Origin of the sequence: Nonomuraea deserti (assembly GCF_004348685.1) — a bacterium.
Classification (GTDB): Bacteria; Actinomycetota; Actinomycetes; order Streptosporangiales; family Streptosporangiaceae; genus Nonomuraea; species Nonomuraea deserti.
Window position 1 is genome coordinate 11,814 of the sequence record NZ_SMKO01000082.1, and the last position, 26,757, is coordinate 38,570.

Here is a 26,757-nt window from a genome sequence, read left to right on the forward strand (position 1 = left end):
GCTGGCGGCTGGACGCGACGTCGGCGAATTTCCGCACGTAGTCGTGTCGACGTCGGCGGGGCCGCCGTCGCCGGACGCCGTGCCGTCCGAACCGGCCGGCCCGGATGGACGCCGTCCGGCGAAGGCCCTAAGGTGCCCGTCGTGTCTGAATCGCCTACCTTCACGAACCTTCTCGACGACGCCGCGCTGCTCTCGTTCGAACACCAACTCCATCTCGAGGAAGTCCTCGGAGATCACGTCTGGAACGTCGACCTGGAGCGGCCGCGTTTCGAGTTCAGCGGTGGCCGCACCATCACCTGCACCCGCTTCCACCTGCTCGGCAGCGCCGCCCCCGGCCCGCGCTCGTGGTTGTGGGCCTGGGCGAACCCCTCGGGTTTCCCGCCCGAGGTGGCGGCGGCCTCCGCGATGCTGCGCGACTTCGGGCAGCGGCACGGCATGCCGGAACTCGCCTCCGCGGAGGTGCCGTTCGACGCCCTGCCCGGCACGCCGGCCGAGCCGGCCTTCGCCGCCGGGCTCCTCACGGAGGCCGCCAAGGCCGTGACCGGCCACTGGACCTCCTACAACGGCGACGCCGGCGGCGGCACCCGGGCCGCGTTCCTCGTGGAGCACCCGGAGTTCCACCTGCCGCGGCCCGAGCCGGCCCGCGTCATGCGAGTCATCCAGGAGGGACTCATCGGCAACCTGCCCCTGACCGACCGCCGGCGCGCCCTGCACGGCTACGCGGTGCGGCGCGGGCTGGGCGTCGACTGGGCCGGCGGCCAGGCGAGGCTGACGGCGCCAGGGTTGGAGGCGACCGTCAGCTTCGACGAGTACGGCCGCGTGGCCGACCTCAGGGCCTCGATGTCCCCGGGCGGCTGAACGCCGCCCGGGCGTGGCCGGGGGCGGCTGGGCGCCGCCCCCGGGCTAGCTGCCGACCGGTTCCGCGCGAAGCCGGGCCGAGTGCTTGACCAGGGTGATGAGCACTTCCCTGCTGGACTCGCGCTTCCTGGCGTCGCACATGATGATGGGGACCGACGGGTTGAGCTGGAGGGCCAGCCGCACTTCGTCCAGGTCGAACTTCTGCGACCCCTCGAAGCAGTTGACCGCCACCACGAAGGGCGTGCCGCGCCGCTCGAAATAGTCGATCGAGGGGAAGCAGTCGGCCAGGCGCCGGGTGTCCGCCAGGATGACGGCGCCCAGCGAGCCCTCCGCCAGTTCGTCCCACACGAACCAGAAGCGTTCCTGCCCGGGCGTCCCGAACAGGTAGAGGACATAGTCGTTGCCCAGGGTGATCCGGCCGAAGTCCATCGCCACGGTGGTGGTGCGCTTGGCCTCGACGGAGGTGAGGTCGTCGACGCCGATCCCGCGGTCTGTCAGCACCTCCTCGGTGCGCAACGGCCGGGTCTCGGAGACCGCGCCGACCATCGTCGTCTTGCCCGCGCCGAAGCCGCCGGCGACCAGGATCTTGATCGCCGTCGGCAGGCGCGGACGCTCAGAGCGATCGAAGGCCATCGAGCACCGCCCTGTACATCTTTATGTCGTGCATGTCCACCTCGGATTGTGGTTCCTGGGCAGAGACGAGTTCGCGGTCGAACAGGTCGCCGAGCAGCACCCGGATCGTGCCGGCCGGTAGATCGAGGTAAGCGGCGATCTCGGCGACGGACTTGGGCTCCCGGCAGAGCTGCAGGATGCGCAGGTGCTCGGGGTCGAGCCCGGCGTCGGGACCCGGCGCCGGCCCCACGGCCAGCGCCATGGAGATCAGGTCGAATCTCCCGTGCGCGGGCTGCGTGCGGCCGCGGGTCACGACGTAGGGGCGGATGATCTCAGGATCCACCCAGTGCTCGTCCGTGGGCCCGTCCGCGCCACTCACCGGTCACTCCTGGCGACGGCCTCGGCGTTGCGGGCGCCGGAGGTGAGGTATTGGCCCACCCGGGCCACCAGCATCGCCATCTCGTACGCGATGAGCCCGATGTCGGCGTTCTGCGCGCACAGCACGGCCAGGCAGGCGCGCTCCCCGGCGGTGGTCACGATGAGGAACTGGGACTTCCACTCCACGACCGTCTGCCGGACCGCGCCACCGGAAATGTGGTCGGAGACGCCCTTGGCCAGGCTCTGCAGCCCGGAGGCGACGGCGGACAGGTGCTCTCCGTCGGTCCGCTGCAACTCGGCAGAAGACGCCATCAGCAGGCCGTCGGAGGACAGGACGATCGCGTGGTCGGCCTCAGGGATGCGGCCGATGAGGTCGTCGAGCAACCAGTTGAGGTCGGTGCCCGATGTGGGGGTCATGACTCACCTCCCGACTGTTCGTCCATCATCTTGGCCGCTTCCGTGCGGCCGAGACGGGTGCCGGACTGGAAGGATCCCATCATCGCGCGGATCTCCTCCGGAGAGCGCTCGTCATCGTCCTCCTCGAGGTCGGGCTGCGTGGGCGTGTCGTCCCGCAGCGCTGGCGCCAGGTTGGCCTGTGGTACGCGCAACGGCAGCCCTGACGGCGTGAACTCGGCCACAGACTTCTGCTCCGGTTCGGCTGGCGTTTCTTCGGATCGTGGCTCCGGGTCCTTCACCGGTTGGGGGACCGGGGTCGGGACGGGCGTGGGGGCCGGAGCCGGGTTCGGGGTCTGAGCCGGGGTCCGCGCCGGGGCGGAGACCGGGGGATGCGCCGGATCGGGGGCGCGCCGCGCCGACTTGAGCGCGCGCACGTTCTCGCCGACGGCGGGCCTGGTCGCGGTGGCCACGGCGCTCGCCCTGCGCGGCAGCCGGTCGCGGCCGCCGTTCTGCTGGGGCTCGGGCGTGGGGTCGAGCTGGACGAGCTCCTGCGGCAGCAGCACCACGACCGTCGTCCCGCCGTACGGGGAGGCCTTGAGCACCACCTGGATGTCGTGCCGCTTGGCGAGCTGGCTGACCACGTAGAGGCCCAGCCGGGCGGTGCCGGTGATGCGGAACTCGGGCGGGTCGGCGATGCGCTCGTTGGCGGACTCCAGGTCCTCCACCTTCATGCCGAGCCCGCGGTCCTCGATCTCGATCACGTAGCCGTTGGCCACGAGCTGGCCGCTGACCTGCACGCTGGTGTAGGGCGGCGAGAACGACACGGCGTTCTCGATCAGCTCGGCCAGCAGGTGGATGACGTCACCGACCGCGCGGCCGATGAGCACGACGTCGCCCATCGGCATGAGCGTGACGCGGGTGTAGTCCTCGACCTCCGCCAGCGCGCCGCGGACCACGTCGACCATCGGGACGGAGCGCCGCCACGTTCGGGCGGGGGACGAGCCGGAGAGCACGATGAGGTTCTCCGCGTTGCGCCGCATGCGGATGGCGAGGTGGTCGAGCCGGAAGAGCTCCTTCAGCTCCTCGGGGTCGGTCTCGCGCCGCTCCATCACGTCGAGAACGGTGAGCTGCCGGTGCACCAGGCCCTGTGTCCTGCGGGCCAGGCTGAGCAGGATGTCGCGGATGCTGCGGCGCAACTCCGCCTGCTCGGCGGCGACGCTGACGGCGGTGCGCTGGACGGTGTTGAACGCCTGGCCCACCTGGCCGATCTCGTCGTCACCGAAGTCGAGCGCCGGGACCTCCTTGGCGAGGTCGACCTCCTCGCCGCGGCCGATGCGCTCGACGACGCCCGGCAGCCGCTCGTCGGACAGCTCGTGCGCCGCGTCGCGCAGCTTCTGCAGCTGGGCGAACAGGGCGCGTGCCGTGGTGATGGACAGGACGATCGAGGCGACGACCGCGATGAGGCCGAGACCGCCGGCCAGGACCAGCCGCACGATGACGCCCACGGCGGTGGGCACCACGCGGTCCACCAGCCGGTCTCCGGCGGTGAGCACCATGGTGTTGAAGTCGGCGAGGGCGCGTTCGCTCGCCGACCGCCACTCGTCGGCACCGAACGGGAGGGAGACGGAGTTGGGGTCGAGCTCCGCCACCTGCGTCTCCATGGTGGCCAGGCGGGTGAACGACGGGCCTTTGACGAGCTTGTCGTAGGAGGCCCTGTCGAAGTCGGGCAACTCGATCCCGGCCTGGTCGGCGAGGATGCGCCAGGCGCCCACCGTCTGGGTGAACTCGGAGTGCTCGGACGGCGACAGCCGGCCTTCGGCGAGTGCGCCGGCGAGCAGCGCGTCTTCCCTGGTGAGAACGTCGCGGGCCCGGCTCAGGGAGAGGAGGGTACGGACGTCCTTGGCAAGGGTCTTGTCGTCGAGAGTGGCGAGCGAGCCGTAGAGGGCGAAGATGGAGTCGATGACGCTGCTGTACGCGTTCGTCGCCTGAATTCTGGTCGTCTTGTTGGCGTCGACCGCCCGCCGGACCTCTTCGAGCGTGTCGAGCCGCTGGAACACCTGGTTGAGGCGCCCGGCTCCCTCGTCGTCGGTCGCCCAACCGACCACCGTCGCGCTCGCCGATTCCCTGAAGGTCGCAAGGAGGCGATCGGTCTGTTTCCGCTGGTTCTCCAGGTCCTTGCGCGAACGCAGCGACCTGTCGCTCAGCTTGACGGCGGATACCCTGCGTTCCTTCTGCAACTCGACCAAAAGTGGTTCGCTAGGTCCGACCACGCTGGTGTCGAGCTGAGAAACCCACAGCAGGTTCACGCCTTCGCGCAGGGTGACCCACGCGGCGAAGGCCCACAGAGCCGCCAGGGAGAGTAGCAGAGCCGTGACCTTGGTCCGCACTCGCGTATTGCGGAAGCCCATTGAACCCACCCTGAAAAGTCATATCGTGTGCTGACCACCCAATGACGCGAGTGGCAACGTACCGTGTCGATCAGGGACCCTAGCGCAGCCTAAAAACTGTCTCAAGCAACACTAAACACTTTGCGCACAAATATCCCATTTTTGACAAACGTGGTCAAAAATGGTCCAATATGGCTATACTTCACAAGTGACCGATCATGCCGCCTTGGACTACTTCAGCATTCGCAACGATCTGACCGATCGCCTGCTGGTGAAATCGCATCAACTGGCCGGAGTGCCCGAGCAGGACCGTAGCGTTGTCCTGGCGGCGGCGGTCGGCTCCGTGCCCGAGGCGGCCCGGCTCCTGAGCTCCTCCACATCCCTCTTCCCCGACGGCGACAGCGCGTCCAGCCGGCTGGCCTTCAGCTGCCTGTCGGCGGCCGCCACGTTCCCGCGCGCGAGCCGCGGCCAGATCGCCGACCTCGGAGCGCTGACCACGATCCTGTTCGGTGTCGACGATATCGCCGACGGTGTCGCGGGCGCCTGGTCCGACCGCGACGTCGCCACGCTTTTCGGGCGGCTCGCCGGCATGGTCGGCGGCGCGCGGCCGGAGGCCGGCGGCTCGAAGCCCATGAGCGAGGCGCTGCACGCCTGGCAGGCCTGGTGCGCCCGCTTCCACGACTATGCCGGCGCCGCGGTCTACGCGCCGAGCCTGATGGAGCACCTCGAGCTCGCCGGGGCCGCCATGGCGCGCGAGCGCCTGTGGGCGACCGGCGGCGAGCCCTGGCCCTCGTACGAGCGCTACGTGGACAACGGCAGGCTGACGATCCTCTACCACACGTGGTGGCTGGCCGCTCTGGCGATCTGCGGCCCGGCGCCCGCCGACGCCGGTCACTGGCACTCCATCGCCCCCGCCACCGACATCGGCGCGGAGTGCCTGCGGCTGGCCAACGACGTCAGGACGTTCGAACGGGAAAGGAGCGAGAACAAGCCCAACTCCGTCCTCATCCTGGAGCGCGCCGGCCTGAGCACGGAGGCGGCGATCGAGCGGGTGTCGGCGCACATCGCGGTGCGGAACGCCGCCTTCGACGCCGCGCTCACGCGCCTGCCCGTCGTGCTGGCGCCCCTCGCCGAAGGGCAGCGCAGGAGCGTGTCCTTCAACGGAGGCTGGTACATGGCCAGGGACACCCACGCGTACACCGTTCAGGATCTTGCCAGGGACATGGACACCCACGCCGGCTAGGACACGGTGCCGTCGAGCGGGCGAGGGCGAGCCTGCCGGGCGAGGTGGGACGAGGAGATCACAGCGGCCCGCGTCACGGCGAACGGCGCGTACAGGTCCTTGTCATGCCAGAGCGGCGGATGTTCCTGATCCGCCGCGCGCGTCAGATACTCGTGACCCCGGTCCGCGGCGCGCACGCACCGCGGGTCCTCGCGCATCCGGGCCATCAGCAGCACCTGCATCGCGTACGCCGTCTCCTCCGCGGTGCCCTCCCAGCGCCCCCACGAGCCGTCCGGGCGCTGGGAACCCAGCACCCACTCGACGGCCGCCCGCACCGCCTCCGCCGAGGCGTCACCGCCGAACTCGTCGAGCGCGAGCCCGCAGGCCGCCGTGGCGTAGTAGGGCGAGGCGTGCCACCTGTCGGTCCAGCGGCCGTCCGGCAGCTGCCTGCCGCGGAGCCAGGCGGCCACATCGGCGATGGTCTCCTCGTAGCGGGGCGCGGTGGCCGGCTTGCGGGCCACGTACTGGCCGAAGGCGTCCAGCACGTGCGCGTTGACGCTGACCGAGACGCCCTGCTCACCCGGCCAGGTGGAGAAGTGCACACCCGAGCGGAACCGCCACAGGATGTCCGGCTCGTGCGGCACTCCCAGGAGCGCCAGCGCGTACAACGTCATGGAGGTCGTGTCGGCGTCGGCGGGCAGCCCCGCGCCGGCGGGGGTGCCGGCGGAGGCGACCGCCACCCGGAGGTCGGCCACCATCTCCGGCGGCACCTCGATGGGCACGCCCGCGCGCAGCAGCCAGCTCAGCACCCAGCTCCGCTCGAACACGGTGATGGGCACCCCGACGGGCACCGGGCCGCCGTGGCGCCGGACGACCGCCTCCAGATGTTCCAGGGCCGGCTCGTGCGGGTCAGTCGCCCCGCGCTCCCCGAGCCAGGCGACGGTCGCCGCAGGCGAGGCTCCCACGGTTCCGACGGCCGTGGGCCGGATGCCCGGCGCGCCGGCGGCCTCCTCGCCCACGATCTCCAGGGCGTGCAGCAGTTTCTCCGGTACTTCGGCCCCCGATGTGACCCGCGCCCTGACCAACTGCAGCGTGTCGTAGTTCATGCCCTCGGGCAACGGCAGGGGCGGGTGCCCCAGGGCGTCGGCGTGACGGTTGATGAGAGCCACCAGCGAGGGCACGATGTGCTCGATCGCCGGCATGTCCGGCAGGTCGAGCCGGCCGCCCAGCCAGGTGGTGAGCACGCCTAAGCCGCGTTCGACCGGCGGGAGGAGACGCCTTCGGTCCGCGCCGGGGTCCCCGCGCATCGCGGCGGACAGGATTCCCTCGGTGGCGCTCAGCGTGGGCACCAGCCCGTAGCCGTCGGGCGCGCCCCAGGCGCCGTCCGGCAGCTGGGAGCCGAGCAGGTAGTCGATCCGCTCCCGGTGACCGATCAGCCAGGGCGCGAGTGAGACCAGCCGGCCCGTCTCGTAGACGGAGGGGGACACCTGCCCCCACGGGCGGAGCATCAGGCTCGTGAGCAGCTCCTCCGCGGCGACGTCCGGCGCGTCGTCGGTGAGGACCTTCCCCAGGCTCACGCCACCCACTTCCTCTCGATGGGCAGCAGCCGCAGGTAGAGCTTCTCCTTCGGCCTCACGGACGCTCCCGGCACGGGGGTGAGCTTCTGGGGGTTGGTCAGGACGGGCTCGTACCTGCTCAGCAGGTTGGCGATCACCAGCGGCGCCTCGACGTAGAACAGGTGCTGACCGAGGCAGACGTGCGGGCCCGCGCCGAAGGGGATGAACGAGAACCGATGCCGGCGTGCCGCCTTCTCGTCGGCCCAGCGCTCCGGGTCGAACTCGTGCGGCCTGTCCCAGAACTCCGACAGCCGGTGGGTGGTGTACGGGCTGACCAGGACCTGCGAGCCGGCCTTGATCCGGACGCCGCCGATCTCCGTGTCCGCCACCGTCTGCCGGGGGATGATCCAGGCCGACGGGTAAACGCGGAGGAGCTCCTGCAACACCATGCGGAGGTACGTGAGCTCGGCGACGTGCGACGGCCGTACCGGGCCGTCGCCCACGACGCGGCGGATCTCGTCCTGCAGCCGGGCGTTCACGTCGGGATGGTCGTGCAGCACCGACCACAACCAGGTGAGCGACATGGCCGTGGTCTCCGAGGCCGCGCCGTAGATGCTCACCAGGTCGTCGCGCACCTGCCGCAGGTCGGCGTCGCCATCCGTCTCCAGCCTGGCCGCGAGCAGGGTCGAGACCACCTCCTTGCCCTTAATACCTTCACGCTTCGCCTGTTCGATCAGCGGGTAGACGATCTCGTCGATCTTCTTCGCGGATCTGAGGAAGGCACGGTCGCCCGGCACCTTGATGGAGTACGGGGCGAAGGGGAAGAGCAGCCGGAAGCCGATCGACGTGGCGCACGTGGAGAACTCGGGCGCCAGTCGTTCGGCGGTGTCGCGGGAGATGCGGCCGCCGAACAGGACCTTGATGACCGCCTGGTTGACGATCGTGGTCATCTGGTGTCCGCCGTCGACGGGCTGGCCCCGCCGCGCGAACCCGTCGAGCTCGCCGATGCACTCGGTGATGATGTCGGCCATGTCCTCGGCCAGGGAGGCCGTGTACCGCATGGTGAAGAGCGGCTGGAGGATCTTCCTGGTGGACGCCCAGCCGTCGCCCTCGCCGAGGATGCTGTCGCCGGTCACGCGCTGCACCGGCCGCCAGAACATGCCCTCGCGGACGAAGTTCGTCCAGTCGGTCTTCAGGACCTGCTGGACGTGGTCGGGGTGCGAGATGAGGTAAGGGCGGAAGGGGCCGAGGTCGAGCCGGACGACGCGTCCTTCGGCCTCGACGCCCATTCTGGCCAGCTCGGTGACCGGGTCCTTCACGAGACGGGGTATGGCTCGGTAGAACGGTACGACTTTCGGGCGAGTGGCGGAGGTTGCCCTGGCATGTGGCATGGCGGCGGTCCCCGATCGGGATGGCGATGGACGTAGTCGTCAGGTGACGATATCTAGCGACTTATGCTGTTCTCGGATGAAAGTCCGTTTGCGACGGCTATCGCTCATGGGCTTGAGCGCCCTTCAGCAGGAGGACGGCTCGCCCCGTTCTCTGTCCTGATCGCCCGCTGGGTCGAGAGCCGTGGGCTGGGGTCCTGGGCCGAAGGGTGCCCGCGGTGGCGGTACGCGGTCCGTCCGGCGCCGCGTGGTGCGGTCCGGTGGCCGGCCTGGGCCGTGCGGACGAGGGCAGGCGAGCCAAGAGCTTGGGAGGAACGGACGCGTTCTGGTGGGGCGGCGTCGTTCGCCACGAGTTATTCCTCCATCGCCTACGGTGTCCATCTCACGGCATGGACATTCCCTGACAAAAGTCAACCGATGAGTGGAGTATCACATGCTTATGCATGTAGGTTCAAGATCGTACCGGGGTAGGAGTACCTGTTGAATCTCAGCCATCCGTCGGGCGGCGGCGCCATGGACCGCTGCCGGGACTTACTCGAGCCGGCCCTCAGGGAGGCCGTCGCGGTGCTGCATCCGTGGGGCGCCGGCATGGCCGGATTCGCCCTGGGCTGGTCGGACGCGGACGGCAGGCCCGGCAACGGTGACCGTGGCAAGGCCGTGCGGCCGGCCGTCGCCCTGCTCAGTGCCGAGGCCGTCGGAGGCACGGCGAAGTCGGCGCTGCCGGGCGCCGTGGCGGTGGAACTCGTGCACGCCTTCTCGCTGGTGCACGATGACATCATCGACCACGACGAGAGGCGCAGGCACCGCGAGGCGCTCTGGAAGGCGTACGGCGTGGGGCCCGCCCTGCTCGCCGGCGACGCGCTCCTGGCGCTGGCCGTCGGCCAGCTCGCCACGCGGCCCGAGGCGATCCCCTACCTGTCGGCGGCGCTGGTCGAGCTCGTCCAGGGACAGACGGCCGACATGGCCTTCGAGAACCGGCCGTGGCGCGGGCCGGACGAGGTCACGGTCGCCGAATACACCGACATGGCCGCGGGCAAGACCGGCGGCCTGCTGGGCGCCGCCGCGGCCACGGGCGTGGCGCTGGGCGGCGCACCCGAGCTCGCGGACCGCCTGTGGGGCATGGGGCGCGACCTTGGGGTGGCCTTCCAGATCGTGGACGACATGCTCGGCATCTGGGGCGACCCGGACGTTACGGGCAAACCCGTATACAGCGACTTGCGGCGCGCGAAGAAAACGTTTCCGGTGCTGGCCGCCCTGGCCGCCGACGTCCCGGCCGCCCGCGAGCTGTCCGCGCTCCTGTCGGCGGGGAACATGAACCAAGGCTCCCTGCGGCACGTCGCCGACCTCGTGGAGGAGGCCGGCGGCCGCGACGCCGCCCGGTCGCTGGCGGACCGGTACATGTCGTCGGCGCTGGAGGTGGTCGACCGGCACCTGCCGGACGCCGGCGACCTGCGCGCGGTGTGCGACTCCCTGGTGAACCGTGTCCACTGACCGGCCCGGGGGCCAGGGGCCGCGGCGAGCCGTCTCGGGCCGATGCGGATAATGACGGGATGAGATCGCTCGGAACCACCGGCTTGTCCGTTTTCCCCCTGTCGCTCGGCGCCAACGTGTTCGGCTGGACGGCCGACAAGGAGACCTCGTTCGCGATCCTGGACGCCTACGTCGCGGGCGGCGGCAACTTCATCGACACCGCCGACGCCTACCCGGCATGGGAGACCGGCGAGTCCACCTCGGAGACGATCATCGGTGAGTGGCTGGCCGCCCGCGGCAACCGCGAGTCCATCGTGCTCGCCACCAAGGTCGGCATGCTGGAAGGCCTGCGCGGGCTCGCCCCCGCCACCATCCGCACGGCGGTCGAGGGCTCGCTGCGGCGGCTGCGTACCGACTACATCGACCTCTACTGGGCGCACGTGGACGACCAGGACACGCCGCTGGCCGAGTCGCTGGCGGCGTTCGACACCTTGGTCCGCGAGGGCAAGGTGCGCCACGTCGGAGCGTCCAACTACGGGGCGGCGCGGCTCGCCGAAGCCCTCGCGATCTCCGACGCCGAGGGCCTGGCCAGGTACGCGGCCCTGCAGCAGCCGTACAACCTGGTCGAGCGCGCCTACGAGGGCGAGCTGCGGGACGTGGTGGTCAGGGAAGGGCTGGCCACCACACCGTACTTCGGGCTGGCGCGCGGCTTCCTGACCGGCAAGTACGCGCCAGGGGTCCAGGTGGACAGCCCGCGGGCGGGGAAGGCCTCCGCGTACCTGGCGACGGCACACGGGCCCAGGACGCTGGAGGCGCTGGGCAAGGTGGCGGCCGACCGGGACGTCGCACCGGCCACGGTGGCCCTGGCCTGGGTCGCCGCCCAGCCGACGATCACGGCGACGATCGCGAGCGCGCGGAACGTCGAACAGCTGGAGGCGCTGATGGAGGCCGCGTCGCTCACGCTCAGCGCCGGCGAACTGGCCCTCCTCGACCAGGCCTCCCGCCCCTGACCCCTCCGGCCGATCCGCTCCGGCCGATCCGCTCCGGCCGATCCGCGCCCCACGCGCCGCCGCCCGCACTGCCGCCCACGCCCCACGCGCCCGCCGCCAGCCCGCTTACCGCCTGCCTGCCTGCCTGCCTGCCGTGCGCCTGCCTGCCGTGCGCTCGCCGTCCTCTGCGTGCCTGCCGCATGGGCGGCGCCCGCGTCAGGCCAGGCCGTGCCGGCGGCACCACTCCTCGACGCTCTCACCACCGCGCTCGACCGCGCGCACCCAGTGGGCGTCGGCCGCGATCGCGTCAGGGACGGTGTCGTGGATCGGGAACACGGCGGTGAGGCCGGTGATCGTGAAGACGCGTACGATGCGGTCGGTGCCCATCACGAGGGCGAGTGACCCCTCCTGGGTACGCAGCCGCTTGAGCGCGCCCACGAGCACCCCCAGACCGGTCGAGTCGAGGAACTCCACGCCGCTCAGATCGACCACGACGTGGACGACCCCCTTGGCCACGAGGTCGAGCACATACTCGCGCAGCCGTGGCGCGGTGAAGACGTCGATCTCTCCGACGACCCTGATGGCGGCGCAGTCGCCGGTCGGTCCGAAGACCTCTAAGTCGATCTCTCGCATCTGGAACCCCTCAGCTCACTCAGTCGCGTCATTCATGGTGATGACGGGGGAATCTGTACGTTTACACTATGCGGTGAGCGGCATCGCGTCAATAAACAGCTTTCGGCGTCATCGTGCACGATGACAGGAGTGGGGGATGGGATGCGCGTCGAGGAGGCCATCGGGTTGCAGATCGCACGCCTGCGGGCGGAGCGGCGGATGTCGCTGACCGAGCTGGGTGAGGCGCTGGGCCGCTACCTGGACCGGCCATGGAGCCGGCAGGCCGTCCACCAGGCGGAGCGCGGGCAGCGGGCGTTCACGGCCGCCGAGCTGACCGCCCTCGCGCTGGCTCTCGACACCTCGGTCCCGGCGCTGTTCCGCGCCGAAGACGACCGGATCGAGCTGCCGGGCGGGGCGGTCTCTCCCGAGGAATACCGCGGCATCCTGCTGAACAGGGAGCGGAACACCCCCCTCGACGGGGTGGAGGAGCTGATCATCGCGCTGCACGACATCGGGGAGGTGCTCTCCCGTCCCGCCCTCGTCCGCCTGGCACGCATCGGCGAGGTGGCCGACCAGGTCGCCGGCCCGGAGCCGCACCGGACCTGACGCTTTCCCTGGCGGCCCCGGCAGACCACCGGGGCCGGCCTTGCAGGCACGGCTGCCTTACCGGCGTCTCAGCCGGCCAGGCGGGCCAGCTTGTCGGGGTTGAGGACGCCGTAGACCTCGCTGATGTGGTGTCCGTCCTCGCTGGTGACGGTGACCAGCACCGCGTACGGCCGGCCGTCGGCGAAGACCGCCGCGGTGGGCGGGCCGTCCCCCGTGGACCAGCGCACCGTCAGCTCCGCGTCGATCGGTGCGACACGCACCAGCAGCCTGCTCACGCGATCGCTGCCGGTGACCGGTCGCAGAGCCGCCCTCACGCGCCCGCCGCCGTCGGTGCGGAGCGTCACGTCCGGGGCCAGCACCTCCATCAGGCCCGCGATGCTGCCGCCGAGCGCGGCGTCGAGGAAGCGCTCGGCGACGGCCTGGGCGGCGGCCCGTTCCTCCGGGAACCTCGGACGGCGGGCCTGGACGTGTTCGCGGGCGCGGTGGACGAGCTGGCGCACGGCGGCGGGGGAGCGGTCGAGGATGCGGGCGATCTCGCGATGCTGGAAGCCGAACGCCTCGAACAGGATGAACGCCGCCCGCTCCAGAGGCGACAGCGTCTCCAGCACCACCATCAACCCGTAGGCGACGGCCTGGGCACGGGCGACGTCCTCGGCCGGGTCCCCGGCCGGATCCGGGACGGGCTCGGGCAGCCAGGGGCCGGCGTATTCGCGGTGCAGGCGGTCGCGTGCGTTCAGGGCCAGGCGGGTGGCGACGCGGACGAGGTAGGCGCGGGGGTTGTCCACCCGGTCGCGGTCCACGCCGTGCCAGCGCAGCCACGTCTCCTGTACGACGTCCTCGGCGTCCCCGACGCTGCCCAGGATGTCGTGGGCGAGGCTGTACAGCAGGTTGCGGTGGGTGTGGAAGGGGTCGTGGGTCATCGGGCGGCGTGGCCGGTGACGTGCAGCGCGCGCAGGGCGCCCTCGGCGGCCGTGATCGCGCTGTTGATGGAGATCTCGCCGCGCATGCCGGGCGCGGCCACCATGTCGCCCGCCAGGAACACGCCGTGGCCCTGGTCGACCGCCGGACGGTCGCGCCAGGTCTGACCGGGCAGGTCGAGCGCGCCGGTGCGGTGCTTGGCCGCGCCGGAGCGCTGCCACGTGACGCGCTCGCGCCAGCCGGGCACCGCCAGGTCGGCCAGCGCCCGCACCCGCCGGGTCGCCTCGGCCCTGGGCTCGTCGTGCCGGATCGGCATGTCGATCTGGAACAGTGTCTCCCCCCGGGGAGCGGCCGTGGGATCTTGCAGGGAATAGCTCTCGTGGAAGCCGCCGCCGTCGAGGTCCCAGCAGATGAAGCAGTCACCGCGGGCCGAGCGTACGGCCAGGTCGAGCAGCACGCCGTAACCGCTCTGCCAGCGCAGGGCGTCGTCGCCGAGCAGGATTCGGGCGGAGGACAGTTCGGTGGCCACGATGGTGGGCTCGCCCGGCAGGCCGTACATGCGGGAGCCGAGCTCTATGCGGACGCCGAGGTCGCGGGCGCGGGCGGCGAGCCGGTCGATCACCGCCTGCCAGCCGCCGATCACCCAGCGGACCGCCGGTGCGCGCATGGCGAACACGCGGCGCAGCAGGGTCCACACGAACGCGGCCGACAAACGTCCCGTGTCGGCGTCGAACGTCACCACGCTGATCGCGTTGGCGGCCGTCCGAGCCGTGTCCTCGCCATACCGGGCGGATGCCCAGGTGTGGAAGTCCACGTCCACCGGCGCCGTGCGGGGGCCTGTCGCCATCATCCGCATGAAACCGGCCGGCGGCAGCCGCCGCAGCCGGCCATCCCGTACGAACCCCACCCGGAGATCGCGCACCGCCGGCCGGCCCAGCTTCCCTATCAGGCCCCGCTCCCGCAACCACGTCCAGTGCGGGCCGTCGGCGTAGAAGACATGAGCACCCTCGTGAGCCAGATAGGGCCCGCCCGTCGCGCGCCCCCGCCCGCCGAGACGCTGGTGCGCCTCGTGCAGCGTCACCTCCGCACCCGCCTCCGCGCAGACGATGGCCGCCACCAGCCCGGCCAGCCCGCCGCCGATCACCACGATCTTCTTCGTCACGGCTTTCCCCTTCCTTCTCGCCCAATAAGAAGGAATGAGGCACCGCCGATGTGACATCACACGCTCGGCGTGCTGTCACACCTCCCGCCTTCCGCGCGGGGCGCGAGCTCGTGAGCGTCATAGGAGTGCGCGGACCGCAGGCGGCTCGGCGTGAGCAGCCACACCGCGACCGTGCCGGCCAGCAGCAGAACCACCCCCGCTCCGCTGGTCAGCACGAGCGACTCGGTGAACGCCGCCCGCGCCTGCTCCGCCAGCGGCCCGCCCGCCGCACCGAGGCCCTGGGCCACGTCGAGCGCCGCACCCAGCGACTCGCGGACGCCCTCCCCGCCAGGCCCCTCGTACGCCAGCTCGCTCCGGTAGGCCGAGGCCGCGACGCTGCCCAGGACGGCCACGCCGAGCGCCCCGCCGACCTCGTAACTGGTCTCCTCGATGGCCGCGGCGCTGCCCGCCTTGGCCGCCGGCGTGCCCGACATGATGACCGAGGAGGCGGTCGCGAGGGCGCCGTTCCCGACGCCGATGAGCACCAGAGCGCCCGCGACCGGCCAGTAGGTCAGCGGCCCGGGAGCGGCGAACACCAGCAGGAACCCCAGCCCGGTCAGGCCCAGCCCGCCTGCCAGCACGGCCCGCTCGCCCAGCAGGGCCGCCACCCCGGGAGCCAGCGGCGAGGCGACGATCGCGGCCAGCGCGGCGGGCAGCAGGCGCACGCCCGTCTCCAGCGGGGAATAGCCCTGGACGAGCTGCATCCACTGCGCCAGCAGCAGCAACACCGCCGCCATCGCGATCGACGTGGTCAGCGCTGTCACCACTCCGGCAGAGAACGGGCCGCTGCGGAACAACCTGATCTCCAGCAGCGGATCCGGCCTGCGCAGGCACCGCGTCGCGAACCAGCTCAGCGTCACCGCCGCCACCACGGTCGCCGCCAGGGCGGCGGGGGAGCCCAGGCCGTACTTGCCGAAGTCCTTCACCGCGAACACCAGCGCGACCATGCCCGCCATCGACAGCACCGTGGCGAGCGCGTCCCACCGGCCGGGCGCCGGATTCCTGGACTCCGGCAGCAGGAACAGCGCGGCCGCGATCGCGACCGCCATGACGGGCACGTTCACCAGGAACGCCGAGTGCCAGCTGAAGTGCTCCAGCAGCAACCCGGCCAGGATCGGACCCAGCGCCGCCCCGACCGCGGCCATCGCCGCCCAGACGCCGAGCGCCCTGGCGCGTTCCGCGGGGTCGGTGAACATGTTGCGGATCATAGACAGCGTCGACGGCATGATCATCGCACCGCCCACCCCGAGCAGCGCCCGTACGGCGATCACCTGCAGCGGGCTGCCGGCGGCCAGCACCGCCAGCGAGGCCAGCCCGAACACCGCGAACCCGGCCAGCAGCATGCGCTTGCGCCCCCACCGGTCGCCGAGCGCGCTCACCGTGACCAGCAGCCCCGACAACACCAGCGCGTACGCGTCCACCATCCACAGCAGCTCGATCGAGCCCGGCCGCAGGTCCGCGGACATGGCCGGGAGCGCGACGTTGAGCACGGTCATGTCCATGACCACGAGCAGCACGCTGGCCGAGAGCACGGCCAGGCCCAGCCGGCGCCTCCTGGCGGAAACCGGCGGCGCGGTCGTCATGATTCCTCCCGCCGCGCCGCGCCGTGCAGGTACGTGGTGAGCAGCAGCCGGGGCACGTCCCGGCGTGCGACGTCGCCACGGCGCAGGCTCTCGCGCACCGCCACGAGCAGGCCGTACACCGTGTTGCTGATCCACCGGGCGGGCAGGTCGGCGCGGAGCACCCCCGCTTGCTGCGCCGCGGCGTAGAAGGCGATCTCGCGCTCCTCCAGCTCGTCGGAACGGCGCTTCAGCTCGGGATTTACCAGCATGGCGTAGTCGGTCAGCCCGAACCCGTACGCGTCGGCCACCTCGATCAGCCCGGCCAGCATGGCGTCCAGCGCCTTGCCGATCACCTCGGGATCCCCGGAGGCGGTCGCGTCGACCACGCCGCTGCGCTCCTGAACCTGCTCCCACTGCTCGTGGGCGCGACGGCCGAGGGCGAGCATCAGCTCCTCGCGGCTGCTGAACTGGCGGTGCAGCGTGGCCCTGCTGATCCCGGCCGCCTCGGCGAGCTGCGCCATGGAGGCGAGCGGGTTCTCGTTGAGGTGCTGGATCGCCGTACTCATGATCTGCTCCCGGCTCATCGCCATCAGCCATCACCGTATGAGACATTCATGTCTCATACGGTACATCCTCGCGTCACCGGCCAATGACGTCAACCGCAGCAGTGGAAGACCCGAGGGCGGCGGCGCTGCCTCGCGCGGCGGTTTCCTCACGGGGCGGTTCGACATCAGCGCCTCCATCTATCCGTTGATCACCTCAAGGGGGTGGCGGACGGCGGCGTCGAAGTGATAGCCGAAGGGATGGCGCGGTGTGACAAGGGGCTGGGTGGCGCCGCTCGCGTCGGTGGCGCGCGCCATGACCACGTGAGCACCCGTGCGCCGGGGAGCCCACGCTATGTGCCACGGCAGCCAGGCGCTGACCAGGTGCCGGCCGTGGTGCTCGGCCTCGCGCCAGCTCGCTCCGCCGTCGAAGCTGACCTCCACCCGGACGATCCGGCCTCGCCCCGACCATGACCTTCCGTGCAGGATGTGCGGTCCGCCGACGGGCAGGCGAGCGTTCCAGGCGAGCGCGAAAGCGCTCTTGGCCTGGTTTGTCGTGACATCGGGATAGAAGACCGTGTTCCATGGCGTCTGGAGCCTGCTCGTCGAAACCTCTATGTCGCCGAGCCATTTGATGGACGCCACGCCCACCCATCCCGGCACTACCAGCCGCGCCGGGAAGCCATGATCGGCGGGCAGCGGCACGCCGTTCATCTCGTACGCGACGAGGACGTCGTCCATGGCCTTGCCGATCGGCAGCGGGCGGCGCACGTGGCCGTAGTCCTCGAACGGAGCGTCGAGGCCGGTGGGCAGCACGTCCACCGCCTCGGGACGCACGCCCACCTCCCTGAGCAGGTCTTTCAGCAGCACGCCCCGCCAGCGTGCCACCCCGATCGCGCCCAGCCCCCACTGGGTGCCCGGAGCGGCGTCGTGCTGCTGCGTGCCGTAGAACCGCCGGCCGTTGCCCGCGCACTCGATCGCCACGTCGAACGTCCGCGACCGCATGGCCCGCAGCTCGTCGTAGCCGAACTCGCGCGGACATCGAACCCCCGCGCCATGGACGCGCAGTCGCCAGGTCGTCGCGTCGATGAGCGGCGTGGAGGTGTGGTTGCGCACGAAGAACCGGTCGTTCGGGGTGTGGTAGCCCACCCCGGACATGGCTTCCCATCTCATCTCGGCGCTCTCACCGTGCACCCTGAACAGGTGGTCGGGCAGCGGCTTGACGATCGTCGACGTGGCCTGCTCCATGTACGTCACCTCCATCATTCGGTATTTCCTATCTGGAAACCATTTAATCTCCTCTCGTGCCCTGCCGCGGCTCCTCGCGAAAATCCGGGTCCGACCGGCCAGGGAAACGTTCCCTGGCTATGTCTCAGCCGTTCCCCCTGCCCCCACCTGCGGGAGCGCATGCCTGGCCGCGTCAGCCCGGGAACGGCTCCCCGGCGTTGAGACGTTCGATGACCACCACGCCAGGCCCTCATCGAACCACTGCGGCACCTCCGGCCCGGAGGAGAGCCGGTTGTGCAGCCTGACGTGGGCCATCGGTCTCGGGCGTGTCCACCGAAAGGCGCCCGTCCTGGACCTGCTCGCCCGGAAGGTTTGCGGTGGCCCGCCGTGCCGCCCGCCCGTCTGCGCCTCGAACGCCGCCCCGCTGCCGTACGGGTGCGCCTGTCGGAGGGGCCGGACCCGGCCGCCGCCCCCCGTGAATCCAGGCAGGTGAGGGAGCTGTCAGCCTGCCGGACGAATGCACGGCAAAACGAATGCACGGCAAAACGGAGGCACGGCAAAACGGAGGCACGGCAAAACGGAGGCACGGCAAAACGGAGGCACGGCAAAACGGAGGCACGGCAAAACGGAGGCATGGCGGCACGAGGTGATGGCGGCGCGGGCGGCCACGCGCGCCGAGCGAGTCAGCGACCCAGGAAGGACAGGAGGCGGTCGAGGGGCCAGGTGTTGATGACGTCGTCGGTGGTCAGCCACGCCCGCTGCGCGATCCCCACCCCGAACCGCTGGTTGGCGAGGTGCGGGATCGCGTGCGAGTCGCTGTCGATCGAGAACTTGACGCCGTGGTGCCTGGCCAGCCGCACCAGGTCGGCGGGCAGGTCGGACCGGTCGGGGTAGGAGTCGATCTCCATGGCGGTGCCGGTGCGGGCGGCCGCGCGGAAGACGGCGTCCCAGTCGGCGTCGACGGGCGGGCGCTTGCCGATCTTCCTGGTCGTCGGGTGGCCGATGATGTCGACGTACGGATTCTCGCAGGCGGCGATGAAGCGGCGCGTCATCTCGTCGCGCGGCATCCCGAAGTGGGAGTGCACCGAGGCGACGCACACGTCGAACTCGCGCAGGATCTCCGCCGGCCAGTCGACCGACCCGTCGGGCGCGATGTTGAGCTCGGTGCCGTGCAGCAGCCGCATGCCGGGATGTTTCCGCTGCAGCTCGCCCACCTGGCCCCGCTGCTCCAGCGCCTTGTCCAGGGTCATCCGCTGCATCGCCAGGTCGGGAGCGTGGTCGGTGACCGCGTAGTAGGAGTAGCCGCGGGCGCGGCCGGCCGCCACCATGTCGTCCAGCGAGGCGATGCCGTCGGTCAGGTCGGTGTGGGTGTGCAGGTCGCCCTTGAGGTCGGTGAGCTGGATCAGCGCGGGCAGCTCGCCGCGGAGCGCCGCCTTGACCTCGCCGCCGTCCTCCCGCAGCGGCGGCGGCACGAACTGCATGCCGAGCGCGTCGTAGATGTCCTCCTCGGACGCGGCGGCGATCACCCGGTCGCCCTCGAACAGCCCGTATTCGGACAGCTTCCAGCCTTTCTTCACCGCCATCTCCCTGATGGCGACGTTGTGCTCCTTGGAGCCGGTGAAGTATTGCATCGCCGCGCCCCACGATCCGGCCGGCACCACCCGCAGGTCGACCTGGATCCCGGACGTGGTGCGGACCGAGGTCTTCTTGTCGCCCGCCGCGATCACCTCGGCGACGTAGGGCTGGGCGCGGAAGGCGGCCATGACGGACTCGGGCGCGACGGCGAGGATGTCGATGTCGCCGATCGTGTCCTTCATCCGCCGCAGCGAGCCCGCGTAGGCGATGCGCTCGGCCTCCAGCGAGGCCATCACCTGCTCGGCCAGCGACATGGCGATCCCGATGTGCACCCGGCGGCCCGACTGCTCGAGCTGCTCGACGCCCTTGAGCAGATTGGCCAGCGTCTTTGGGCCGAGCCCTTTGACCCCGTCGAGCCGGCCGGCGGCGATCGCCTCGCTCAGCGCCGCGGGCGAGTCGATGCCGAAGTCTTCGAACAACATGATGGCCGTCTTCGGCCCCAGCGTCGGCACCCGGGTCAGCCTGCGCACGCCCTCGGGCACCCGGCCGCGCAGGTCGTCGAGCTGCCGGAAGCTCCCGCGCTGCAGGAACTCCTCCATCTTCTTGGCGATCGCCTCGCCCACCCCGGGGACGCCGCGCACGTCGACGACCGAGATGTCCTCGGGGAATCCCGCGATCGCCTTGGCCGCCTTCTGGTAGCTCCGCACACGGAAGGCGTCGCCGCCGCAGAGCGCGAACAGCTCCGCGTATTCCTGCAGCGCCGCCGCCGCATCCTCATTCGCCCGCATGGAACCACCCTAGGGTCCGGGGCCGACAATCTCGTGTCTCAGAAGCGCACCTCACGCGGCCGGTACGGGGCCGCGAGGAAGTCGAGTTCGTCGGCCGACAGCGTCACCGACACGGCGGCCACCGCGTCGTCGACGTGCCGGTCCTTCGTGGCGCCCACGATCGGGGCGGTCACGGCAGGCTGGTGCAGCAGCCAGGCCAGGGCCACCTGGGCGGGTGGCAGGCCGCGGTCGCTCGCCACCTGCGCCACCTGGTCGATCACGAGCTTGTCGTTCTCCGGGTCGTACAGGTAGTCGATGCGCGCGTCGGACCCCGTCCTGGCGGTCGAGGTGTCGGAGCCCGCCCTGGCGAGCACGCCGCGCGCCAGCGGGCTCCACGGGATGACGCCCACGCCCTGGTCGGCGCAGAGCGGCAACATCTCGCGCTCCTCCTCGCGGTAGAGGAGGTTGTAGTGCGGCTGCATCGAGACGAACGCCGTCCAGCCGTTGGCCTCGGCCACGCGCTGCGCCTTGGCGAACTGCCAGGCCCACATGGACGAGGCGCCGATGTAGCGGGCCTTGCCCGATTTGACGACGTCGTGCAGCGCCTCCATGGTCTCCTCGACGGGCGTCTCGTCGTCCCACCGGTGGATCTGGTAGAGGTCGACGTAGTCGGTGCCGAGCCGGGAGAGCGAGGCGTCGACGGCGGCGTGGATGTGCTTGCGCGACAGGCCGCGGTCGTTGACCCCCTTGCCCATGGGGAAATAGACCTTGGTGGCCAGCACGTAGTCCTCGCGCCGAGGGAAGATCGCACGCAGCGCTTCGCCGGTCACGACCTCGCTCTCACCCTTGCTGTAGATGTCGGCGGTGTCGAAGAAGTTCACCCCGGCGTCGGCGGCCCTGCGAATCATCGGCTCGGCCTCCGCCCGCGGCAGCGCCCACTCCTGCCTGGCCGGATCGCCGTAGCTCATCATTCCGAGGCAGATTCGCGACACCTTCAGACCCGTGTTGCCAAGTCGCGTGTAGTCCATGGCTCAACCCTATGACTCGTGCCGGAGACGCCGGCCGGTGCTCAGGACGCTCCGTGCGGAGCCCGGGGAACGATCATCGTGACGCCCGGCACCGAGCCGATCGAGGCCAGTGCCTTGCCGGCGTCGGCCAGCCCGATCGTGCGGGTGATCAGCTGGTCGGGATGGAGGATCCCGGCCCTGATCATCTCCAGCATCGGCGGGTAGGCGTGCGCGGCCATGCCGTGGCTGCCGAGCAGCCGCAGCTCGTGGCCGATCACGCGGTCCATCGGCACCGGCGTCGGCGCTCCGGGCAGCAGCCCCACCTGGACGTGCCTGCCACGCCTGCGCAGGCTCTCGACGGATGCGACGCACGTCTGAGGGCTGCCCAGCGCATCGACGGACAGGTGGGCGCCGCCCCTCGTCAGCTCCCTGACCTGGGCCGCCGCGTCGCCGGCCGAGCCGTTGACGAAGTGAGTCGCGCCGGCCTGCTCGGCCAGGTGCAGCGCGTCGGTGCTGATGTCCACGGCGACCACGCGCGCCCCGGCCGCCGTCGCGATCATCACGGCCGACAACCCCACGCCGCCGCAGCCGTGCACCGCCACCCACTCGCCCGGACGCACCTTCCCGACCTGCGCCACGGCGCGGAAGGCGGTGGCGAAGCGGCAGCCCAGCCCCGCGGCGGTGGCGAAGGCCATGTCCTCGGGCACCGCGATGAGGTTGACGTCGGCGTGGTCGACCGCCACGAACTCGGCGTACGAACCCCAGTGGGTGAAGCCAGGCTGCGTCTGCCGCTCGCACACCTGCTGGTCGCCGGTGAGGCAGGACGCGCAGGAGCCGCAGGCGCAGACGAACGGCAGGGTCACCCGCGCGCCGGGCCGCCAGCCGCGCACGTCGGAGCCGACCGTCTCCACCACGCCCGCCAGCTCGTGCCCCGGCACGTGGGGCAGGGACGTGATGTCGGGGTCGTGGCCCTGCCAGCCGTGCCAGTCGGAGCGGCACAACCCCGTCGCCTCGACCCTGATCACCGCCCCGTGCGGGGCGGGCGACGGGTCGGGCAGCTCGCGAACGTCGAGCTCGCCACCGAAGATGTCAAAGGCAACCGCTCTCATCTCACGAGCTTAGGGTCAACTCCCGCAGCTCGCGCAAGGCCCGGTGCGACGGATCACCGCGATCGTCGGGGCGCGCGACGAGGAGCGCGGCAGGGCCGCGGCCGAGCGGCTCGGGCTGCCGTACGTGCGGATCGACGTGACGGACGAGGCGAGCGCCGCCGCGGCCGCGAAGTGGATCGAGCAGGAGTGCGGAAGGCTGGACATCCTGGTCAACAACGCCGCCATCCTCGGAGACCAGTGGGGCGATCAGCCGTCGGTCACCAATGCTGGCGCGGACACCGAGTACGGGGCCTACAGTCCAGACTGCTCCGGTTCGATGAACTACGAGCACGACCTCATCCACTCGGTCAACGCCATCGTCCAGGACTGGGCGGGCGGAGAAACGAACTACGGATGCCAACTTCGCGCAGGCGACGAAACCGAACTGCGGAACTGGCGCCGCTACCGCACCCGCGAGCAGACCAGCGGCTATCCCGCCCACGGCCCCCGACTCACGGTCGGCTTCGAGCCCGCCGAGCGCATCCGGGTCGTCTTCGAGACACGAGAAGACCTGACCACGTTCCCCACCTATGAGCAGGCTGTTGCGTGGGAAACCCGGACCCCTGAAGAGACCGCTGCCCAACCGGTGACGGAGACGCAGGCACGAGCCCTCGCCGGACACCGATACGACGAAGCCGGTACGGGAGTGACTCAACTGCTGCCCTTGGAAGGGGAGAGCATCGAGGACGCGCCTGAGGAGGGCGGGGAAGACGGCACCTCGCCACGTGTCTTCTCCACCTCACCGGCCGCGGAGTCGGTGGACGTTCCGCTGGACACTACCGTGTCTGTGACGTTGAGCGACCAACCACCGCCTTGATTGCCGCCAATGTCCGGATAGTGTCCGATCAATGCCCTGGGCAGGCGCATTTCCGTAGGTGAATATCAGTCCACATGACTCGACTCATCGCTGACCTCTCGGTCTCCCCGGACGGCTTCGTCACCTGGCCTGACCTCGGCCCGGACAACGGCCTACGCAAGGGCGGCCCGAGGCCCTGCACACCTGGGCGTTTTACGACGACTCCTACGACCGCCGGGTCTTGCGTGAGGCGACTGCCCGCTCGGGCGCCGTTGTTTTCGGCCGCCGACTGTTCGACGTGGCCGACGGATTGAAGGGCTGGAACGACCCTACGGCGCCGGTGAGGTCGGCACGCCCGCGTTCGTCGTCGTGACGAACGCGCCACCGGAGTCGACTGGACGTTCGTCACCGGCGGGACGCCGCGCACGCTGGTGCAGCGGAGCGCGATCGCGACATTCACCACGACGCACCTGACCTACGACGTCCTCTGACCACGTCGTTGCGGCATCTCACATCGACCAACCATCGGCGCCCCGGCGGTTCGCCGATCTCCATGGTGCAGCAGGCACTCCTGACCACACGACCCTCGCCTCTCCCCGATGACATCACTGCATTCCGATTTGGTGACCGGGTTGGCACCGCCGGGTCTGATCGGCTGGCTCGGGGATCACAGCGGTGGTGCCGCGAGTTCGCAGACGCGGTCGCATCGCTCGTGGCAAGTATGCCTTGTCGACTGGGACCCGGCCGGGGTGAGGGCGTCTTCCTGATTTTTTTCTGTGGCGGTGTCGAATGGCGTCGAGCCCGTTCGTAGCCAAGGTGAGAGGCCAGCGACACGCAGTCGCCCTACCGAAGGATCAAATTATGACCGCTGCGAACGCAAGGCCCGGAGCTGGGCGGCGGAAATGGGTGGGGCTGGCCGTGCTCGGCTTGCCCACGTTTCTCGTCTCGATGGATTTCTCCGTGCTGTACCTGGCCGTTCCGCATCTGAGTGCCGATCTCGCGCCGAGCGGCATCCAGCAGTTGTGGATCGTGGACATTTACGGCTTGCTGATCGCGGGCTTCCTGGTCATCATGGGCACCATCGGTGACCGGATCGGCCGGAAGAAGCTATTGCTCATCGGCGGCGCCGTGTTCGGCATCGTCTCGGTGGCCGCGGCGTTTTCCACCAGCCCGGAGATGCTCATCGTCAGCCGTGCGATGCTCGGTGTGGCGGGTGCCGCGGTGATGCCGTCGGTGCTGGCCCTGGTCACCGGTATCTTCACCGACCAGAAGCAACGCAGCCGTGCCCTGGCTGTCTATCTGACCTGCTTCATGGGCGGGGCGACGCTCGGCCCGCTCGTCGGCGGCGCGCTGCTGGAGTATTTCTGGTGGGGTTCGGTGTTCCTGGTGGCCGTGCCGGGGATCGTGCTGCTGCTGGTGTTCGGTCCCTTTCTGCTCCCCGACCAGCGTGCGCCGCAGGCCGGACCGTTCGACCCGGCCAGCGTCCTACTGTCCCTCGCGGCGATACTGCCGTTCGTCTATGGGCTCAAGGAGCTGGCTCGCCACGGCTGGCAGTGGCTGCCGGCCGGGGCGCTGGTGTTCGGCATCGCGGTAGGGGTGGTGTTCGTCCACCGGCAGCGGCACCTGGAGCACCCGCTGCTCGACCTGCGCATGTTCGGCAACCGTACGTTCCGCTCTGCGCTGACCCTGATGTTCGTGACCGGCGTGGTGGGCACTGGCACTCTTCTGCTCGTCACGCTGTACCTACAGAACGTCATCGGCCTCACCCCGCTGGTGGCCGGCCTGCTCCTAGTGGTGCCCAACGTGCTGATGATCATCGGCAATCTGAGCACCCCCTCGCTTGCGAACCGCATCCGTCCGGCGTACCTGATCGCGGGCGGGTTGCTGGTCGCGGGTGCCGGCTACCTGATCTTCACGCTGGCCGACTCGACGTCCAGCTCCATGGTGATCTTCATCGCGATGTGTGTCGTCATGCTCGGCACCGCGCCGCTGGCCGCGCTCTGCAACCACCTCGCTATGGGCGCCGTGCCGCCGGACAAGGCCGGCTCTGGGGCGTCGATCGTGCAGACGACCGCAGAATTCGGGCTCGGGCTTGGCATCGCCACGCTCGCCACACTCGGCACTGCGGTGTACCGGAGCAACGTGGAGGGCGCGCTCAGCGCGATACCACCCGACGCGGCGGACGCCGCCCGGGAAAGTATCGACCGCGCCGTCGCCGCGGCCGCTCAGCTGCCCGCAGAGCAGAGCGGCGACCTGTTGGCCGCGGCCCGTGAGGCGTTCACCTCCGGCGTGCACGTGGTGGGCATCGTCAGCGCCATCTTCTACGTCGGCCTGGCCGTACTCGCCATACGGGCGTTCAGGCACGTGCACAACTCGCACGGCGGCGATGACGACACCACGCACAAGGACCCAGAGACCGACCCGGTATCTGATGCCGCATTGGCCACCGAGGCATAAACCGGCACACACGACAAAGCCCGAAATTGCACCGTGGGGAACGTACGCCTCCGGAGCGGTTTCGGTCATGCCGCAAGTCAGCCATCCGGCACATTCGACCAGCCGGTGCTACAGAGGTGGCGACCTTGCTGCGCACCCGTCCTAGCCATCGGAGCCGTCGTGGTGTGCTCATTGTGCTCGACGCCCGGTTGAGCACCGTTCCCCCACTCAAGGAGTGCGAGATGACGCCTTACCCGTTCCAGAACACCCCAGTACCGACACGAGACGAAAAACCCGTGATCAAGGTAGCGATCATCATCGGCAGTACGCGCCCGGGACGTAACGGTGAGGCTGTGGCTCACTGGGTCTGCGATCTCGCGGCCAAACGCGCCGACGCTGAGTTCGAACTGGTGGACATCAAGGACTTCGACCTGCCGTTGCTGGATGAGGTGTTGCCGGCGGCCATGGGCCAGTACGACGGGCAGCACACCCGCACATGGGCTGCGAAAATCGATTCCTTCGACGCGTACATCTTCGTGACGCCCGAGTACAACCACTCGACCTCCGGCGTGCTGAAGAACGCGATCGACTTTCTCTACGCCGAATGGAACAACAAGGTGGCCGGGTTCGTCAGCTATGGCGTGTCCGGGGGCACCCGCGCCGTGGAGCACCTGCGCCTGATCATGGGCGAACTCCAGGTCGCAGATGTGCGCGCTCAGGTCACGCTCTCGCTGCTCACCGACTTCGAGAACTACAGCGTCTTCAAGCCTGCGGCCCAGCAGGAGGACGCGCTCACCGTCATGTTCGATCAGGTGATCGCCTGGGGCGAGGCATTGCGGCCATTGCGTCACTAGCATGCGTCATGGTGGTGACGGCCAGGTTCGCAGATGCTGCGGGATCGTTCGTTACGAGTAGGCCCTACTCGCCTCGGCCGCCATCACCGCTTCCGCTTCTCCGCGACGTTGCTGATCATCGGCGGGCTGGTCGTCCGCGCACGGTGTTCGTCCGCACCACGATCGTGCTCACCGCGTTGTCACTCGTGCCGGACGTGCTCGTGGACGCGTCCGCGGCCACGAAGATGTTGCTGATGTTGACGCACGTGGT

Annotated in this window: 23 protein-coding genes and 1 pseudogene; 9 read left to right on the forward strand and 15 right to left on the reverse strand. The window is 70.2% G+C overall.

Going from position 1 to position 26,757, the window contains the following annotated elements; all coding sequences use genetic code 11:
* Positions 1-141 precede the first annotated feature (141 nt).
* Complete coding sequence (locus E1292_RS26760; protein ID WP_132597966.1) at positions 142-858, forward strand: DUF6882 domain-containing protein; 717 nt, start codon at positions 142-144, stop codon at positions 856-858.
* A gap of 45 nt (positions 859-903) precedes the next feature.
* Here the strand turns inward: E1292_RS26760 and E1292_RS26765 are convergent, their stop codons facing one another.
* From E1292_RS26765 to E1292_RS26780, 4 genes are read right to left on the reverse strand one after another with little or no spacing between them, the layout of a single operon-like run.
* On the reverse strand, positions 904-1,491 hold the full coding sequence (locus E1292_RS26765) for a GTP-binding protein (protein WP_132597967.1): 588 nt from the start codon (positions 1,489-1,491) through the stop codon (positions 904-906).
* Complete coding sequence (locus E1292_RS26770) at positions 1,472-1,849, reverse strand: DUF742 domain-containing protein (RefSeq protein WP_132597968.1); 378 nt, start codon at positions 1,847-1,849, stop codon at positions 1,472-1,474. The genes E1292_RS26765 and E1292_RS26770 overlap by 20 nt, the downstream gene beginning before the upstream one ends.
* The gene (locus E1292_RS26775; RefSeq protein ID WP_132597969.1) at positions 1,846-2,265 is read right to left on the reverse strand and encodes a roadblock/LC7 domain-containing protein; all 420 of its coding nucleotides are present in this window, start codon (positions 2,263-2,265) and stop codon (positions 1,846-1,848) included. Before E1292_RS26775 ends, E1292_RS26770 begins: the two co-directional genes overlap by 4 nt.
* On the reverse strand, positions 2,262-4,652 hold the full coding sequence (locus E1292_RS26780; protein WP_132597970.1) for a sensor histidine kinase: 2,391 nt from the start codon (positions 4,650-4,652) through the stop codon (positions 2,262-2,264). Before E1292_RS26780 ends, E1292_RS26775 begins: the two co-directional genes overlap by 4 nt.
* A 187-nt stretch (positions 4,653-4,839) precedes the next feature.
* Between E1292_RS26780 and E1292_RS26785 the strand changes: the two genes are divergently transcribed.
* On the forward strand, positions 4,840-5,874 hold the full coding sequence (locus E1292_RS26785) for a terpene synthase family protein (RefSeq protein WP_165974756.1): 1,035 nt from the start codon (positions 4,840-4,842) through the stop codon (positions 5,872-5,874).
* Here the strand turns inward: E1292_RS26785 and E1292_RS26790 are convergent.
* Both E1292_RS26790 and E1292_RS26795 read right to left on the reverse strand, forming a co-directional pair.
* Positions 5,871-7,430, reverse strand: coding sequence for a prenyltransferase/squalene oxidase repeat-containing protein (locus E1292_RS26790; RefSeq protein WP_246090349.1), 1,560 nt, complete (start codon positions 7,428-7,430; stop codon positions 5,871-5,873). The two genes, E1292_RS26785 and E1292_RS26790, sit on opposite strands and share 4 nt — an antisense overlap.
* A complete protein-coding gene (locus E1292_RS26795; RefSeq protein WP_165974757.1) occupies positions 7,427-8,728 on the reverse strand; it encodes a cytochrome P450 in 1,302 nt (433 codons plus the stop codon). The genes E1292_RS26790 and E1292_RS26795 overlap by 4 nt, the downstream gene beginning before the upstream one ends.
* Before the next feature lie 549 nt (positions 8,729-9,277).
* Between E1292_RS26795 and E1292_RS26800 the strand changes: the two genes are divergently transcribed.
* Together E1292_RS26800 and E1292_RS26805 are read left to right on the forward strand one after the other, a co-directional pair.
* Positions 9,278-10,288: a polyprenyl synthetase family protein gene (locus E1292_RS26800; RefSeq protein ID WP_246090350.1), complete on the forward strand. Its 1,011-nt coding sequence runs from the start codon at positions 9,278-9,280 to the stop codon at positions 10,286-10,288.
* Between the two features lie 59 nt (positions 10,289-10,347).
* Positions 10,348-11,277 (forward strand): aldo/keto reductase, encoded by a 930-nt coding sequence (locus tag E1292_RS26805; RefSeq protein ID WP_132597973.1) that lies wholly within the window; start codon positions 10,348-10,350, stop codon positions 11,275-11,277.
* 279 nt (positions 11,278-11,556) lie between these two features.
* Here the strand turns inward: E1292_RS26805 and E1292_RS26810 are convergent.
* A pseudogene (locus tag E1292_RS26810) lies at positions 11,557-11,880 on the reverse strand (STAS domain-containing protein); the annotation flags it as partial.
* Positions 11,881-12,030: 150 nt separating this feature from the next.
* Between E1292_RS26810 and E1292_RS26815 the strand changes: the two are divergent.
* Positions 12,031-12,474, forward strand: a complete 444-nt coding sequence (locus tag E1292_RS26815) for a helix-turn-helix domain-containing protein (protein WP_165974758.1) — start codon at positions 12,031-12,033, stop codon at positions 12,472-12,474.
* Positions 12,475-12,542: 68 nt separating this feature from the next.
* On the opposite strand, the gene E1292_RS26820 is transcribed toward E1292_RS26815, so the two are convergent.
* The 8 genes from E1292_RS26820 to E1292_RS26860 form a co-directional block, all read right to left on the reverse strand.
* Complete coding sequence (locus E1292_RS26820) at positions 12,543-13,394, reverse strand: sigma-70 family RNA polymerase sigma factor (protein WP_132597976.1); 852 nt, start codon at positions 13,392-13,394, stop codon at positions 12,543-12,545.
* Positions 13,391-14,554, reverse strand: a complete 1,164-nt coding sequence (locus tag E1292_RS26825; protein WP_132597977.1) for an FAD-dependent oxidoreductase — start codon at positions 14,552-14,554, stop codon at positions 13,391-13,393. The genes E1292_RS26820 and E1292_RS26825 overlap by 4 nt, the downstream gene beginning before the upstream one ends.
* A gap of 56 nt (positions 14,555-14,610) precedes the next feature.
* Complete coding sequence (locus E1292_RS26830; protein WP_132597978.1) at positions 14,611-16,176, reverse strand: MFS transporter; 1,566 nt, start codon at positions 16,174-16,176, stop codon at positions 14,611-14,613.
* Entirely contained in the window at positions 16,173-16,721 is a 549-nt protein-coding gene (locus E1292_RS26835) for a TetR/AcrR family transcriptional regulator (RefSeq protein ID WP_246090351.1), read from the reverse strand. The genes E1292_RS26830 and E1292_RS26835 overlap by 4 nt, the downstream gene beginning before the upstream one ends.
* 177 nt (positions 16,722-16,898) lie before the next feature.
* On the reverse strand, positions 16,899-17,963 hold the full coding sequence (locus E1292_RS26840; RefSeq protein WP_246090352.1) for a sulfite oxidase: 1,065 nt from the start codon (positions 17,961-17,963) through the stop codon (positions 16,899-16,901).
* 644 nt (positions 17,964-18,607) lie between these two features.
* The gene (polX, locus tag E1292_RS26850) at positions 18,608-20,287 is read right to left on the reverse strand and encodes a DNA polymerase/3'-5' exonuclease PolX (protein ID WP_132597981.1); all 1,680 of its coding nucleotides are present in this window, start codon (positions 20,285-20,287) and stop codon (positions 18,608-18,610) included.
* 38 nt (positions 20,288-20,325) lie between these two features.
* Positions 20,326-21,294: an aldo/keto reductase gene (locus tag E1292_RS26855; protein ID WP_132597982.1), complete on the reverse strand. Its 969-nt coding sequence runs from the start codon at positions 21,292-21,294 to the stop codon at positions 20,326-20,328.
* Between the two features lie 41 nt (positions 21,295-21,335).
* On the reverse strand, positions 21,336-22,382 hold the full coding sequence (locus E1292_RS26860) for a zinc-dependent alcohol dehydrogenase family protein (protein ID WP_132597983.1): 1,047 nt from the start codon (positions 22,380-22,382) through the stop codon (positions 21,336-21,338).
* 43 nt (positions 22,383-22,425) lie between these two features.
* Between E1292_RS26860 and E1292_RS52855 the strand changes: the two genes are divergently transcribed.
* The 4 genes from E1292_RS52855 to E1292_RS55865 all read left to right on the forward strand — a co-directional run.
* Positions 22,426-23,238 carry an SDR family oxidoreductase gene (locus tag E1292_RS52855; RefSeq protein ID WP_220447082.1) on the forward strand — a complete coding sequence of 271 codons (813 nt, stop codon included), beginning with the start codon at positions 22,426-22,428 and terminating at the stop codon, positions 23,236-23,238.
* Between the two features lie 840 nt (positions 23,239-24,078).
* Positions 24,079-25,674 carry an MFS transporter gene (locus tag E1292_RS26875; protein WP_132597984.1) on the forward strand — a complete coding sequence of 532 codons (1,596 nt, stop codon included), beginning with the start codon at positions 24,079-24,081 and terminating at the stop codon, positions 25,672-25,674.
* Between the two features lie 221 nt (positions 25,675-25,895).
* Positions 25,896-26,507 carry an NADPH-dependent FMN reductase gene (locus E1292_RS26880; protein WP_342775694.1) on the forward strand — a complete coding sequence of 204 codons (612 nt, stop codon included), beginning with the start codon at positions 25,896-25,898 and terminating at the stop codon, positions 26,505-26,507.
* 8 nt (positions 26,508-26,515) lie between these two features.
* Positions 26,516-26,757: DUF6069 family protein (locus tag E1292_RS55865; protein WP_220447083.1), on the forward strand; the 242-nt coding region annotated here is incomplete at its 3' end.

Coding starts and splice junctions, on each gene's coding strand:
- E1292_RS26765 (WP_132597967.1), bottom strand. CDS start 1,491: ATGGCCTTCGATCGCTCTGAGCGTCCGCGCCTGCCGACGGCGATCAAG.
- E1292_RS26775 (WP_132597969.1), bottom strand. CDS start 2,265: ATGACCCCCACATCGGGCACCGACCTCAACTGGTTGCTCGACGACCTC.
- E1292_RS26780 (WP_132597970.1), bottom strand. CDS start 4,652: ATGGGCTTCCGCAATACGCGAGTGCGGACCAAGGTCACGGCTCTGCTA.
- E1292_RS26805 (WP_132597973.1), top strand. CDS start 10,348: ATGAGATCGCTCGGAACCACCGGCTTGTCCGTTTTCCCCCTGTCGCTC.
- E1292_RS26815 (WP_165974758.1), top strand. CDS start 12,031: ATGCGCGTCGAGGAGGCCATCGGGTTGCAGATCGCACGCCTGCGGGCG.
- E1292_RS26820 (WP_132597976.1), bottom strand. CDS start 13,394: ATGACCCACGACCCCTTCCACACCCACCGCAACCTGCTGTACAGCCTC.
- E1292_RS26830 (WP_132597978.1), bottom strand. CDS start 16,176: ATGACGACCGCGCCGCCGGTTTCCGCCAGGAGGCGCCGGCTGGGCCTG.
- E1292_RS26835 (WP_246090351.1), bottom strand. CDS start 16,721: ATGAGTACGGCGATCCAGCACCTCAACGAGAACCCGCTCGCCTCCATG.
- E1292_RS26840 (WP_246090352.1), bottom strand. CDS start 17,963: ATGATGGAGGTGACGTACATGGAGCAGGCCACGTCGACGATCGTCAAG.
- polX (WP_132597981.1), bottom strand. CDS start 20,287: ATGCGGGCGAATGAGGATGCGGCGGCGGCGCTGCAGGAATACGCGGAG.
- E1292_RS26855 (WP_132597982.1), bottom strand. CDS start 21,294: ATGGACTACACGCGACTTGGCAACACGGGTCTGAAGGTGTCGCGAATC.
- E1292_RS26860 (WP_132597983.1), bottom strand. CDS start 22,382: ATGAGAGCGGTTGCCTTTGACATCTTCGGTGGCGAGCTCGACGTTCGC.
- E1292_RS26875 (WP_132597984.1), top strand. CDS start 24,079: ATGACCGCTGCGAACGCAAGGCCCGGAGCTGGGCGGCGGAAATGGGTG.
- E1292_RS26880 (WP_342775694.1), top strand. CDS start 25,896: ATGACGCCTTACCCGTTCCAGAACACCCCAGTACCGACACGAGACGAA.